Origin of the sequence: Rubinisphaera margarita (assembly GCF_022267515.1) — a bacterium.
GTDB lineage: Bacteria > Planctomycetota > Planctomycetia > Planctomycetales > Planctomycetaceae > Rubinisphaera > Rubinisphaera margarita.
The window spans coordinates 79,440-93,528 of record NZ_JAKFGB010000019.1; the positions used below are offsets into that span (position 1 = coordinate 79,440).

At 52.8% G+C, this 14,089-nt stretch carries 8 protein-coding genes; 3 read left to right on the forward strand and 5 right to left on the reverse strand.

Annotation, left to right across the window (positions count from 1 at the left end; all coding sequences use genetic code 11):
* Nucleotides 1-13 precede the first annotated feature (13 nt).
* Genes dpdJ through dpdD form a run of 3 tightly spaced genes read left to right on the forward strand, consistent with a single transcriptional unit; the run spans nucleotide 14 to nucleotide 7,499 of the window.
* Complete coding sequence (gene dpdJ, locus L1A08_RS18110) at nucleotides 14-4,678, forward strand: protein DpdJ (protein ID WP_238757933.1); 4,665 nt, start codon at nucleotides 14-16, stop codon at nucleotides 4,676-4,678.
* Complete coding sequence (gene dpdK, locus L1A08_RS18115; protein WP_238757934.1) at nucleotides 4,675-5,217, forward strand: phospholipase D-like domain-containing protein DpdK; 543 nt, start codon at nucleotides 4,675-4,677, stop codon at nucleotides 5,215-5,217. The genes dpdJ and dpdK overlap by 4 nt, the downstream gene beginning before the upstream one ends.
* Nucleotides 5,214-7,499: a protein DpdD gene (dpdD, locus tag L1A08_RS18120; RefSeq protein WP_238757935.1), complete on the forward strand. Its 2,286-nt coding sequence runs from the start codon at nucleotides 5,214-5,216 to the stop codon at nucleotides 7,497-7,499. The genes dpdK and dpdD overlap by 4 nt, the downstream gene beginning before the upstream one ends.
* 345 nt (nucleotides 7,500-7,844) lie before the next feature.
* Here the strand turns inward: dpdD and L1A08_RS22865 are convergent, their stop codons facing one another.
* From L1A08_RS22865 to L1A08_RS18145, 5 genes are read right to left on the reverse strand one after another with little or no spacing between them, the layout of a single operon-like run.
* Nucleotides 7,845-9,644, reverse strand: a complete 1,800-nt coding sequence (locus L1A08_RS22865; protein WP_238757936.1) for a protein kinase domain-containing protein — start codon at nucleotides 9,642-9,644, stop codon at nucleotides 7,845-7,847.
* Between the two features lie 42 nt (nucleotides 9,645-9,686).
* Nucleotides 9,687-10,841 (reverse strand): DGQHR domain-containing protein DpdB, encoded by a 1,155-nt coding sequence (gene dbpB / locus L1A08_RS18130; protein WP_238757937.1) that lies wholly within the window; start codon nucleotides 10,839-10,841, stop codon nucleotides 9,687-9,689.
* A gap of 23 nt (nucleotides 10,842-10,864) precedes the next feature.
* The gene (dpdA, locus tag L1A08_RS18135; protein ID WP_238757938.1) at nucleotides 10,865-12,106 is read right to left on the reverse strand and encodes a tRNA-guanine transglycosylase DpdA; all 1,242 of its coding nucleotides are present in this window, start codon (nucleotides 12,104-12,106) and stop codon (nucleotides 10,865-10,867) included.
* Entirely contained in the window at nucleotides 12,103-13,254 is a 1,152-nt protein-coding gene (dbpB, locus tag L1A08_RS18140) for a DGQHR domain-containing protein DpdB (protein WP_238757939.1), read from the reverse strand. Before dbpB (L1A08_RS18140) ends, dpdA begins: the two co-directional genes overlap by 4 nt.
* Nucleotides 13,244-13,993 (reverse strand): hypothetical protein, encoded by a 750-nt coding sequence (locus L1A08_RS18145; RefSeq protein WP_238757940.1) that lies wholly within the window; start codon nucleotides 13,991-13,993, stop codon nucleotides 13,244-13,246. Before L1A08_RS18145 ends, dbpB (L1A08_RS18140) begins: the two co-directional genes overlap by 11 nt.
* Nucleotides 13,994-14,089 lie beyond the last annotated feature (96 nt).

A 14,089-nucleotide genomic window follows, 5' to 3' on the forward strand; every position in this document is an offset into this window, starting at 1 on the left:
GGGAACGACGCACGTGAAGGTAGACGACCATCGACTCGAATTTCTGAACTCGCTTGAACGCGCCGAAGCAAGGCTTCTGTCGTGGGGGCTTGTCGATGGTTCGTTTAGTGCAGACGAGATTGGCGATCTTTGTGAAATCTACCTCGAAGACAACGATCTTTGGACGTTGTACGAGGACGAGGATGAGTTTCAAGATGTTTTAGAGGAGATTGGTTTCCTTTACGAGTTCCAAGACGGAATGCGGCATCGCTATCGCACTCGGATGGCTGAGACGCTCCGATTGCTGTCAAGACTTCGTCAACTATTCCCAAAGCACATGAATACGGGCAACCGGAAATGGCAAACGGCAAAGCCACTTGTGGGTGATTTCAGGTTTATGCTGCGTCCTCGAACCGTGCCGCAGCGGAACGTCTCTATAGACGAAACATTAGCCCGGATCGAGCAATCAAGGAAGCTTTCAGCGCTTCAGAAAAATGTTTTGTCGGCCTTGCTGTCATCGCCAAACGATGATCAGATGCAGCTTGCATCTTTTCAAGTTCGTGCGGCCGAGAACGTTCTGGGCCAATTGAATATGAACAGGTGCTCAGGAACGATCGTTTGTGCCGGCACAGGTAGCGGAAAAACGCTGTCGTTCTACTTGCCAGCGTTCCTTTCGATCGCCGAGTCCATCGACAGCAATTATTGGACGCGATGTCTGGCAATCTATCCGCGTAACGAACTGCTCAAAGATCAACTCGCCGAGGCGTATGGCCAAGCTAGAAAAATTGATTCGCTCTTGCAGGCCAACGGAAAACGCAAACTGACAATTGCAACTTTGTTCGGTGCGACGCCTGAACATGAAGGCTACTTTGACTATGCAGAACCACCAGCAGGCTGGACTCGCACGAATGGTGGCGACATATGTCCTTTTCTTACTTGTCCAACCAGATCTTGCCAAGGCCAGATGATTTGGCGGGCTGAAGATCGGAACAGCAATGTGCATCGACTGTGCTGCTCTCGTTGCTCAGCAAGCACGGCGCACGACGAGCTAATCTTGACTCGTCAGCGTTTGCAGCATACTCCCGCCGACATTCTATTCACGACCACGGAGATGTTGAATCAACGTATTGGTGATTCGACCATGGCACACGTGTTCGGTGTCGGTGCAGCGAGAAACAGAACACCGAAGATGGTACTGCTGGACGAGGTGCATACTTACTCTGGGGTTTCCGGGGCGCAAACCGCGATGCTGCTTCGTCGTTGGAAGCATGCCGCCGACGTGCGCCCACACTTCGTGGGCCTGTCAGCGACGTTGGCCGACGCGCGAAAGTTCTTTGCAACTCTGATTGGGGAATCCGATTCACGTGTCGAGGAAATTTCCCCTCATCCGACGGAATTGGATCGTATGGGAATGGAGTACCTAGTCGCTCTACGTGGAGATCCGGCGAGCCAAAGTTCATTACTGTCGACGTCAATCCAAACAGCGATGCTACTGCGACGAACGCTTGACGCACGGAACAACAACACGGCACCACAGTCCGAAGTCTACGGGTCGAAAGAGTTCGTGTTCACGGACGACCTCGACGTAACGAACCGGATGTTTTACAACCTGCGGGACGCAGAAGGACAAGACAGTTGGGGCCGCCCCGATGTTCAGACGCATCCTAACGGCTCGCTTGCGAACTTACGGAACCCGCAAGCTCCCGATGAGCGGCTAAGAGCGCAGTTCGGGCAATCTTGGGACCTTTGCACGAAACTAGGCCATCGGCTTCAGGATGGGACTTCCGATCTGCGAATTGAGCGTACGAGTTCACAGGACTCTGGCGTTGCGACCGATGCCGACATCATCGTGGCGACCGCGTCACTGGAGGTTGGTTTCAACGATCCCGAAGTAAACGTTGTTTTGCAACACAAGGCACCAAGAGATCCCGCCCAATTTCTGCAACGAAAAGGGCGTGCTGGTCGGCGCATTGAAATGCGACCCTGGACTATCGTAACGCTCTCCGATTACGGCCGAGATCGGTTGGCTTGGGAAAGCTTTGACTTGCTTTTTGACCCTGCACTGTCGCCTCGAGAATTGCCCGTCAGCAATCGCTACGTTCTGCGTATGCAGATGGTATTCGCCTTTTTCGATTGGATCGCAACACGTTTGCGAACGCAAGCAGGGATGCCAAAAGGCAGCGTCTATCGCGATTTTTCAGGACCGGCAGAGAAGATCCTGCAAAACTCCAAGAAGATCGCTGACATGAAACAACGCCAAAGAGCGGCGGTCGCCATCATTGAAGGGTTGTTGTTCAGAGAAGAGGGCTACCACGAACTCGTGAGATATCTATCCAATGCCTTGAAACAGACGGAAGAGACGATCGAAGTCCTCGTATGGGATCCGCCGCGCGCATTGATGAACGCCGCTTTGCCAACTCTACTGCGACGATTGAATTCCAACTGGAAAGTCGTCGATAAGGATCCGCCAGTATTCGACAACTTCGTCGGAAACAATCCGCTGCCCGAGTTTGTCCCGGCCCAGTTGTTCGGGGACTTGAACTTGCCAGAAGTGACGCTGCGATCGCCGCCGCAGGATCTGAGATCGCTGGAACGCGTCGACGTGCTTCCGATCTTGCAAGCGATGCGTGAATTTGCACCGGGTCGAGTATCGCGTCGCTTTGGCGTTTTGAACTCACACGCGCGCCACTGGGTGCAACCGGGCGACCTTTCGATCGACGGCGACCAACCGCTTGAACTAGGCAACATCGTCAGTCGATACGACGAAATCGGATCATTTGATCGGTTTGATGCGAACGGCAACTCGCAATCGATACGATGCGTTCGTCCTCGGGAGATGCGACTGGTCGTTCCTGAACGACGCGTGGCGGACAGCACTAACGCGATGCTTTCTTGGAACACTCAAGTGTGCCCGCTGGTCCCCGGAACATCCGTTGATTTGCCGTCGCCATCACGTTGGTCTTCGGTTGTAACGGGAATGGAGCTCTTCGTCCACAACCTTAACAATCCCCTCGAGGTGCGTCGCTTTGCGACTCAGTCGAAGGCGACAATCAACTTCGACAATGGTCAGACAAATGAGACCACCCTCAGCTTCATTGCAGACCGCGGCGATGACACAGATTCCAATCAAGTCCCGGTGGGGATTGGCTTTGCTATTGACGTTGACGGACTGGTCGTTCGATTTGCTGTACCGGAGGATTTAGCGGGCCGACTGCTTCACAACCCGGCCATGCTTCGCTGTTTACGAGTATCGAAATTCCGAGATGCGGTCGCGGAAGATCCGACACTTGAACGCTTCGCAAGCTTCTTTGAACTACGCTGGTTGTCTCAGGTTTATCTCTCCGCTTTGGTGACATCCGCGATTGAACGAGACGTCACGCTACAGGAATCGTGGCAAGCGTCGTCCTCAGATTCAACTATCCTGAACTTCAACGAGGTTCTTGGTGTGATCTTCCAAAGTCTTGCCGTGTCTTCACAGAGTGACCAGGATGGTGAGCAAAGTGAATCACTTGATGACGTCCAGCAGCAACTGCAAAAAGACTTGGAGCAACTTCTAGAAGATCCGATCATCATCGACTCACTTCACGGCCATGCTCCCGTACTTTGGGAAACGCCGAACTCAGCTTGGACACCGTGGCTGACTCGGAAGTTCAAGACAACTTTGGGAGCGGCAATTCTTGACGGTATCCAACAAGTCTGCAGTGATCTGGATTCCAACGATCTTCTGCTCGACGTCGAACCTGGTCCGCGCCCAACCATCGCGGTTCCGAGAACAGGCGAGAGCGAAGAAGTCTGGATCACGGAGAAGACTGTCGGCGGTGGCGGAATCATTGAATCGTTCTTGATTCGCTATGGCGAAGATCCGCGACGATTCTTCGATCTTGTCGAAAACGCGTTGCGTCCATCCGACTACGAAATTGCCGACCAACAATTGACGATCCTGCTCGATTGGATGAACTCGCCCGACCAGGTCGAAGTAAAAGACAAGGTTTCGGCCTATCGAGTCGCGTCGACCGAAAATCATAGAGCCCACGCTGATGCCTTCGATGATCTTCGCAAAACTCTAGACAAGAAGGGACTGTTCACATGCCATGGTGTGATTGCTGCGATCGCCAATCGAATCCTGCGACCTGGCAGCAACGAAGACACCGATGCGTTGCTTCACAAGATGATCTCACGCTGGGGCACTCTTGAGGACAATTTGGACGTCGAGATTGATCCACGAATTATGGCGTACCTCGAATCGGCGAATGATTTGATCGATAACGTTATGCGAGACCCAAGCGACAATGCGATTGAGGCGAATCGTCGCCAGTGGCGCTTCAATACGCTGCTTAGCTTGCTTTGGCCGCGTGGCGGTGTATCTCGCAGCGCACGCCTCGTCGTCTATAACCCGTACGATTCGCTTCCAGAAACTGAACACGACCTGGTCCATCTGTTTCTCATTGGCGAGGCAACTCGTGTCAACATTGATGATGAAGACTGGTCTCAAAAAGCGCGAGATTGCTTGATCAAAGATAGCGAGATCATCTTGGTGGGCAAGCCTGATGAGCTTCCTGTACTTCGCAGGGCACTGATGGACCTGATGACGGTCCCGATTGATTCGGGCTACATGCTTTTGCATCCAAAGGTTGGCCGAGTCGATCGACGCGTGGAATCGATTGAGATTAGCTTATCGCTGCCGGAAGGCGTGCAATGAACGATCCAACTTCAGACAAGCGTAACACGTTCTCGAGCCAGGCAACGAGTCGCGCCGAGATTCGAGAATTGCTCGAAGGAATCTTCGTCGCCGAGTTACTGGTCCCTAGTGAGTCGATTTGGCTTGTCTCGCCTTGGATTTCCGATATCGACATTCTCGATAACCGGTGCGGTCAATTCTCGTCGCTGGTCCCAACATGGGGACATCGCCGGATCCGTCTCAGCGAGGTCTTTGGGCAATTAATACATCAATCAAGAGTTCATATCGTTGCGCGTCCTGACTCGCACAACGACGTGTTCTTACGAAAGATGGATGACCTAAGTCGGTCGAGCGATGGAACAAGCAATCTTCAAGTCGCAATTCGTGACACGTTGCACCTGAAGGGGCTCCTTGGTCAAGACTATTACCTAAGCGGTTCGATGAACCTGACCTACAACGGCGTTGAGATCAACCACGAAGGTGTCTCGTTGAATCGATCACCTGAAGCCATTGCGGAGGCTCGAATTCACTTCCAAGCAAATTACGAGGCGGATCAATGACGCAATCGAGCGATGATTCGCAGGCATTCCTGAGATCTTTCTTTGGCTCAGGCAACTCCATTCAATGGGATGCCTACAAGTCCGCCGCACCGACTGACGCAATTCGTTCCTATCTCGAACCGTGGGTGCGACGATTTCTTAAACAGGAGAGTCCGTTCCTATTGCCCCGAGTCGATCCGTCATCGAAGCAGACGACTTGGTATGTGCTCTGTGGCAATTCGCGTGAAGCAAGGTCAATGCGGGAATCTTTGCTCGCCTTTATCGGTCCCACCTATTCGAACTTCCATGGCCAACTTGCCAAACTCGATCCTGAGGACCCCATTGAAAGCTGTTGCAAATCAACCTTCGGTTCGCTCGTATTCCGTTTGCCAGTTATCCACGACGACGATCGAACGAAGGTGGGCAGATTGCTCACCGCAATTATTGACTATCGGGATCGCGAATCCGGACGATCGCTTGCCGCGGTTAAGCCGATTGGCCGATTGTTGCGCGATCTCGAGATGGCGATCCTCGCCAGGAATGAGCAATCAGCATGGGCCATCTATGGTGAAATCCGAAGTCGCGGACGACTTAGCGCTACCAACCTCGCATTCCTCCAAGTGCGAATTTTCGCAGCCTTTGAAAAATGGGCAGAATTGCTGCTGCTTCCGGTCCTGGACGAGATCCTACAAGTTCGCCGGCCAAAGCGGATTTCTGATCAAATCGCTCAGGCGGTCTACCGGCAACACCTTTCGCAGCACGAACTCACCGGGGATGTGTCCGCAGCTGTCGAGACCTATCGCGGCACCGCGAAGCGCTTCCACAACCTTGTTCGATCGACCGCAGGACTCCAATCACCCGACGCAATCAAGTTTGCGCTAGTGTCTTCCGTTGCTTCCGATCCAACCAAGCGTGAACTGGCTGAGCAACTAGCCGGGCATTCGGCGATCGCGGCGGACGCCGAGTGGGCGAACGCATTGCTTGCAACGCTGCCCGCCCCGGCACCTGCGGAAGGAGTTTCCGAGGCCGTCATAGGCTACGACGTGGCCGATGCTCGTTACAACGAAAACAACTTCGACGAAGCGTTCGCACTTTATCTATTGCAACCGCCCACCAACCGTTCAGTCCACCGCGTGCTGGAGTTGGCCGTTGAGATTGACACTCGACGCTCTGCCGAGGATGCCATCGCGTATTTGTCATCCGCGTCCGACGATGTCCAGGGGAGGGTACTAAGTCGGCGAGTCTGCAGTGGCCACGTCGAGATTCTTTCGCAAATCCTTGGACAAGACTCCGGTGGCAAAGTCAAACCGATCGAATCGCTCATTGATTGGTTTGAGTTCGTCGATACGGGAGAAGCAGTTAAGACCTCCGGCGAAGTCCTCGAATACGGAATTCAGAAGTGGATATCAAATTCATCGTTTGAGACGTCGAAGATCGCTGAAACATTGCAGATTTCCCGCACAGGAAAGCAACGAGATATTATCCGCAACGCGGTCCCTACATTTATTCGCGCGTTCTTGGTCGATCGCTCAGCAACCCGTGAATGCAAACCGATCTACAACGCGCTCACCGATTTGCTGATTTACGATGAATCAGTCGGCCCAGATGATCTCACTGCCATCGAACAACTCAGTGAAGCGATACTTACAACCGCCCCAAGCCACGACGTCAGCAACAACGACTTCCAACACGTCGCCGAGTTGACCACCTACCTTTGGGCCTTGATCGCCGCTCCACGCCACTTCGATTGGGTTTTGTCGATGTTGGACTTGCTGATCGACACAGGCGCTCAACAACACACCAGCCTGACACCCATCCTTGCCACGCTCGCCGAATCAAGCCGGCTTTGGGCTAGACGCATCAGCGACGACCAATGGTCACTGCTGGAACTACTCGCCGCCGATCTCGATCTCACCGAAATGGTCTCGGTTCCCCGTCCGGAGGTCGAGGAGGCAACCCAAGACGACTCTCCAGACATTCGCAGTCTCCTGGCAGGCAAAAGCATCGCCGTTTATTCTCTCACCGAGCGAATCGCAAGACGCTTCGGTCAACTCGCCCAACAAACATTCGAAGGCATTAAGATCCATTATATCCACGACAAGTCCCTTACCGATCGCATGAAAAGCCTCGCTCAATCTGCCGACATCTTCATCATCAATACTTGGGACGCCAAACACGCGGCAACAAATGGCATAAAGGATAGTCGACCTAAATCCAAAACATGCCTTCACGCCGAAGGAAAGTCCTCCACACAATTGTTAAGCTGTTTGATTCATCACGCTAATACTATATGCAGAACCTAACCCTCGAGAATTTTCATACTTCCGCTGTAGTTGGATCTTCCCAAACCTGTGCGTAATCTTCCTGAGTCGCCGTGATTCAAGGAGGATTGCGAAGGGTTATCCATACGTTCTGCGAAAGCGAGTGATTGCTGCAGAGCCATTACCGCACGCTTGACGTTCGCTGGGAATACCGCCCACACCTCTTTGAAGGCTTCTGGCAGCTCGCTTATCTGTTCACTATCCTCAAGCGGTTATGAAACTGGTTCTAATCTTCACATCACAAGGACCGCAGTTGCGTCGAATGCGCAGGAACCGCTTAGGCACTTCAGTTCTAGTTTCTGAACGTCCGACGCGTGCCGCCTTCCACTATGTCGGCGCTTCGCGATTTAATTCAACGATCTTAAACCCCAATGATTCGACCACGCGATTAACCGAGTTGGCGCCTCCAGTAAATGTTTCAACTGGCCGGCCTGTTGCCAATGAGACAATTTTCTTGACGGGGTACAAGCGGTCCTCGAATTGAATCGCATACCCATGTTTCCCGTTTGGGAAGTTTCGGTACCTTCCGGACGTGCGGTAGACGGCGTCGAACTCCGCCAGAGCTTTTAAGAGCTTAGTTCTTGAGCGCGGTCGGGGAGTGCCATGACGCTTGGGTTGCCGTCGGCTTCCGTTGTCGGAAGCCTTCCTGCGCCTTCGCGTCCTCTGCTTCTTCGGGGTAGAAGTGGACTGACGATGTTGCAACGCATCAAGGAATTCAGATGCAGATGCAAATCGATCATTCGGGTCTTCGGCAGTAGCCTTTTCAAGTATGGTCTTCAGGTCCGTTGTCGTGTTGAGAGCGTCGATGAAAGCTTCAGGGCGACGCCATGCTGAGGGCGGCAAGTCCTGCCCATACAGCACGAACATTCCAGTCATGCCGACGGCGAAGATATCAGCACGATGGTCTGCTTCTTGGGGTCTGTGGAGTTGCTCGGGAGCCGCGAAGACGAACGTACCCAACATTCCAGTTCGAGTCCCTCCAGTTGTGTTGTTCATCGTGACGAGATCGAAATCTGTGAGTTTCAGTTGATCTTCTGATGTCAGAAGGACGTTTGTAGGTTTGATGTCACGGTGAATGTACGCGGAAGGGTGACTGTGCGTGTGATTTAGAATGGAAAGAATACGCTGCATGATTGCAACTGCGTCAGCTCGTGACTTGCGTCCATGATGTACAGCTTCTCTTAGATTGCCACCTGAAATTAACTCCATCACAAAATATAAAAAGCCGTCGTCTTCGCACTTCGGATTTAGTACAGATACGATACCGTCGTTGCCAGAAAGGTCTGACATGACTCTTGCGCCTCGAAAGAATCGCTCGACACTTTCATTATTTGATGCTTCTGAGCAATTGAGGGCCTTTATCGCAACATTGCTTGCCGTTTGCTGATCGAATGCATTCCAGACTGTTGCATAGCCACCGCGACCTATCTGATTCAAAAGGAGGTAACGATCTCCCAATTGGTCCCCTTGCCTCAACTGACCACCGCGCCGCAATTCACGTTTGAGACTCAGAATGTCGTCATCAATTGTTGTCGTGTCCTCACCGATCTGCTCAATTCGGGACTTCCGAATGAGGGATTGGCTGAGTTCCTCTGACAGGTGTCTGTAGCGGGAGTACTTCGTTTCTTGGAATAAATTGAATTCTGCTTGCTGACCTGGGAATACAGGTACGCTCTTGTGGGAAAGTTCTCCTCCATTACCTGGAAATGATGGTTGGTCAAGCGGTTTGCCGCGATCCTGAAGCGACGCGAGTAACGTGGCCCGCGCCTCATCTTCCTTTAGGCCTACAAGATCGACGTAAATTCGGGCTTTAAGAAGTCCGTCGGGGTCACAATTTGCGATCCTGATTGGAATCAGCTTTCGATCGCATCCTTTGGGGTCGACGGCAAATGCGGCGCTCCATTCCGGTTGAGTATACTCCGCACTCAGATAATTCTCCGAGAGCACTGCGATGGTTTGTTTGGTGCCAGTCGCCGCTTTCTGCATCTCCAGAACAAAGTCACCTCCAGGGCGGAAGTCCCATTCTTGGATGATTGTTGTGAAGCCTTGTGCCTCCAAGACCCAAGCAACCCAGACCGCCCAAGCTTTGTCGGTCGAGTTGTAGCTGATAAAGAAATCTTTGCGCACTTCGCGACTTCTTCCCTTCACGATGTCCTACTGAATGGTAAGTCAGGCCTTCCAGACTAATTCTCGATACTGGATCAACAGATAGTTCGAGAGCAACTGAATGTGCCTCGGAACGTTCTGAAGTTCATTCCACTTCAATCGGTTGTCGGCACCGAATTCCCAGTATCCTTCAGTCCAATGGCAGATGTCTCGGAGCGGCTCAAGATCGTTCACAAACACCTTCGATGTCAGAGCCTTTGTGCGCCGATGTCGATCAGCGATGGTGTCCATAAGAAAGCCCATCGCCACAATTCCGGCACCGTGCATCAAGCGTGACTTACGAGGCAGTTCTCCCCATGCATCGGGAAAAACTGTCTTCACGGCAGACCAGAACGTCTTGAGTACATCCAATTGCTCCTCGATATCATCGTACAGGTACAGCACTCCGTCTGTAAGGCTGTTTTCGAGCATCTTGAGGATGGAATTGTCGGCGATTACGCCCGTGCCATTGGTCGGCGTTCGAATCATACCCTGCATCGGGGAGTCGTCGTCGAAGTTCAGTCGCTCGGAGAGTAGGGCCGGGTAACGCCGCCTTTGCAGGGCAATCGGCAGTTTTCCTTCGGTGGATGGAAGAAGTTCGTAAATCAATCCCTTGGGAAGGGGTTTTGTCGCGTTCACGAGAATGAACTGTTGTCGTTGCTCCTCCAATCCCGATGCAATGAATCCAACGACGCAGATTGGGAAGCCCTCGACGCGGGCGTCGCGTAGTGCCGCCGCCCGCTGTTGTCCGTCGACGATCCAACCTGGCTTCAGAGCATCGAGGACCCCTTCTTTAACAGGAATTTCAAGCACTCCCGTGCGACTAATGGCCTTGTCATTCTCGCTATTCGGTGAAGATGGTTTGAACCGTACGCTTTCATCGAATGCCACAACAATCGCGTTTGGAAGTAACGGGTTTTCGGATTCCAAATACTCACGGATTTGAACGATGTGCGAGACGACTTCAGGACGTTGGTAGCCGCTCAGCCCCTCGGAATCGTTCCTGCTCACACGCGATATCGTGCAGAACTTATGCAGCTCTTTGCCATCGACCGCAAAGCTGTAAAGCCGCCGATCCTTGCCTTGGTTGAATTCCAGAGCTGGTACTCTCAGCAGTAATTCGTTCGCTGTTTTCTTCCTAGATCGCCGAACACCTGCCTTCGTCGAAGCCTTCGCCACGTTTGCTCCTTCTGAGCGGGTAATTAAAGGGTACGAGCTTTACCTCGAATATGCTTCAGTCGCTTGTAAGTGACATATACGTTATGAAATCCACGTCGCCGATTTCGCTCTGCTCCCCGGAAGATGACCACGTTGATCCCCAATTTGCGGCATACGGCACATGGGCACTCTTTCCAAGGGCGATCTTTCAGGAGGATCTCGTAGTCTGCGGAGTAATTCCTCGTGCTTCCGTAGAGCTGTTGGTACTCATTCAATACCTCAATCAACTCCAGGCGCCGAAAGCTCCGTCGGTCGAAATCCCTGAGAGCCTCCAGGCATTCTCTTTCCAATCGAAACGCCTCGGCTTGGCTGACTTCACCGGAAAGAATTCGGTTCTTCAACTTTTGATTGATGTCGACCTGTGGGACACGAATGGCCGGATATTTTCTTTCCGGTCCGTAGTAGTTTTCCCGATCTTCTTTGAAAGCCTGAGTCAACGGAGACGTGCTGTCAAAGCTGATCACGCTGTGTCTCGCGAACTCCTTTACGTAGTCCAGTCGCGTCACTCCGAAGAGGTGGAGTCCGGTGGAAGGCCTCAGCTTCGGTGAGACTTCCTCGAGCACCTGGAGGATCTCAGTTGACTTGAGAGGGACCAGACCTCCGAGTGCGATGTATTTGTAACCCATTTTTTGAAGAGCGCTGACTGCCTTTGAGTACGACTTCGGGCTCCACCCTTGTGCGATTCCGATGGGCTCGAATCGGACTTTCTGCTGTCGGCACAGTTTCTGGAAGTCTCTGGCCAGTTGAATCGTCAATTCCTGTCGCCGAACACAATCCTCAGGGACAGGTTTAGTTCCAGGCAGCGGACGATCCCACTGCGGATCATATTCCAGAATGATATGGTCGACCGATGCTCCATAGTCGAATCCGCTGTCTTCATAGAATCTCGCAACCTGCTCCACGCTGACTGGTGGGACCGGTTCCTTCACGTAGGTAAAAGCGCCACAATCACCGATGAGTTCCAGGCCTTTCGGAAGCCGCAAGAATTCTCGTGCCCCCTCAACAGAAAAACGTCGCTGCTGGCCGAGAGTATAACGACCAGTGCTTCCGCCGGTGCCATGGACGATGGCCATCGAAACGAGCATCCCATCGTACGGGGGCTTCTCAAAAACCTCGTGCGCGTACAAGTCGTCCCGCTGGCGGATTCGAGTTTCCTTTCGCTTCTCTGTATCGAAATCAAAACTTGGATCTACGAGGTCTTGGCTGTCTGGAAAAAAGAACTTCATACGTGCCGATTTCCTCTTGCTTGCAGATACGCTCTAATGAGCACGTTCGACAACATGTGAATATGTCGCGGCACGTTTTGGACTTCATTCCATCGGAGACCGTCCATTTCCTCCCACCGTCCTTTTGTCCAACGGCAAACTGGAGCGATCAACTTCAATTCGCGTTTCACCTGGGCGACGGAACCTGTCTCACCTGAAACAACGAATGGCATAATCCTATCCATAAGTCGTCCCATCGCCCGAATACCCGCGCCATGCATCAGACGGCTCTTGGCAGGAGGCCTGCCCCAAGCGTCAGGAAACACTTCCGAGACGGCGGTCCAATAGCACACGAGCAGGGAAGTAATGCCGTCAAAGTCGGTTTCTCCCGTGGCGATATTCCGATATGGGAAAAGGCATCCCGACGGCTGAGACAAGCTCTCTTCGATCATCTTCACGACGGAATTGTCTGTGATGACAGCCACCTGCTTTGCGTCGTCGGAAGTGGAGGCGCGCCGGATCAGGCCACGGAATGGCGAACTTTTCTCCAAGTTGAGCCAATCGCAAATCGCCGATGGCATCTTTTTCGCGGAAAGATTGGCGGGAAGCGTCGTCGTTACTTCTGGAAGCAGTTCCGTGATCAGTCCTCGCGGCAAAGGCTTGGAACTGTTCACCCGCAAGAATTGGTCGCGCTGTATCTCTATATTATCTGCCACAAACGCATTGACTGGGATAGGGAGTTGTGGCCTATTGCACTTCGACAATGCGAGCGCTCGCTGCTGTCCATCTACGATCCATGCAGGTTTTGGGCCGCCGTTCGTTGGAAGCGGAATTTCCAATACTCCTGCTTGAGCTAGCCCATCACTGGTCGACGGTCCTCGACTTTGGCGAAACTTAACTCGCGACGAGAGTGCCAGAATGATCGAATTCGGGAAAATGATTCCATCTTGATTCAGGTAGTCCACAATGTCTTGGACGTGACGTTTCACTCCCGACCGTTGGTATCCGATCAGGGCACCTGTAGCATCGCGGGAAATCTTCGAAATATCAGCGACCTTCAGCAACTCATCGCCGGTCAATGTGAATACGTAGAGCGGGTGGGCTTCGTTCTGGACGATGCGCAGGGCTCGACGCTCAATCTGCTTTCCTTTTGAAGCCTTACGAGCCATTTTCGTGCTCCTGAACATCCCGGAATAGAGCCGCAAACCGCTTTTGCTCGCAAGCGTGGCCTTGATCCCTTAATTGGCGCAGGAGTCGAGTATGACTGCACGAGGGGGTCTTGGCGATTTCCTTCTCAATGTACGCCTTCAATTGCACATCAGTCATCGCCAGGCGATGAAACCTTTTCAACTCCGGCAGTTGGCGAGTCAATCGAGTGATTGATTGTCGGAATGCGGAACACGTTGCCTGGGATTTTCGGCGTTCCAAGATCGCTTTCTGAGCGACACGAATATTCAGGGACCGCAATGCTCCTCCCACTACGTTTTGCATGCGAGCATCGTACGGAATGAGGTGATTTGAAAGATCTCCAAATGACTTGCACCCGGCGGAGAAGATCGAAAGCAATTCGGGATCGTTGAGCTGCGAAAGTGCAGACTCCACGTCGTTACGAAGGGCAAGCAAATACGTCTCAGAGGCGACGATCAGCAGCGGTTGATTCGGACTCAGGCCCGCAAGCTCTGCAATCGTCCTCGGACCTCCATACTGCAGATCACTTAGTCCGGAGATGGCTTCCCACCACTGGCGAGCGATCGGCGTCTCGCCTTCACTTGTGGCATTCCTGACAACCGAGTCGGGATGGTTAGCCGAAAAAGTTGCTGAGTAGGGCTTGAGTGGGGTGCCCATGGATATCAAGCCGTAACCAGCCGAAGCGACCCAAAGCCGCGATCCTGGCGTATCGTCCACCATTTTGTTCTCTATCGATCGAGCGACGCTCCAATGATCTCCAGAATACAATTGCCGTGCCGGTAGAGTCGCGACCGGCGTTGCGACAAGATGCTCGCA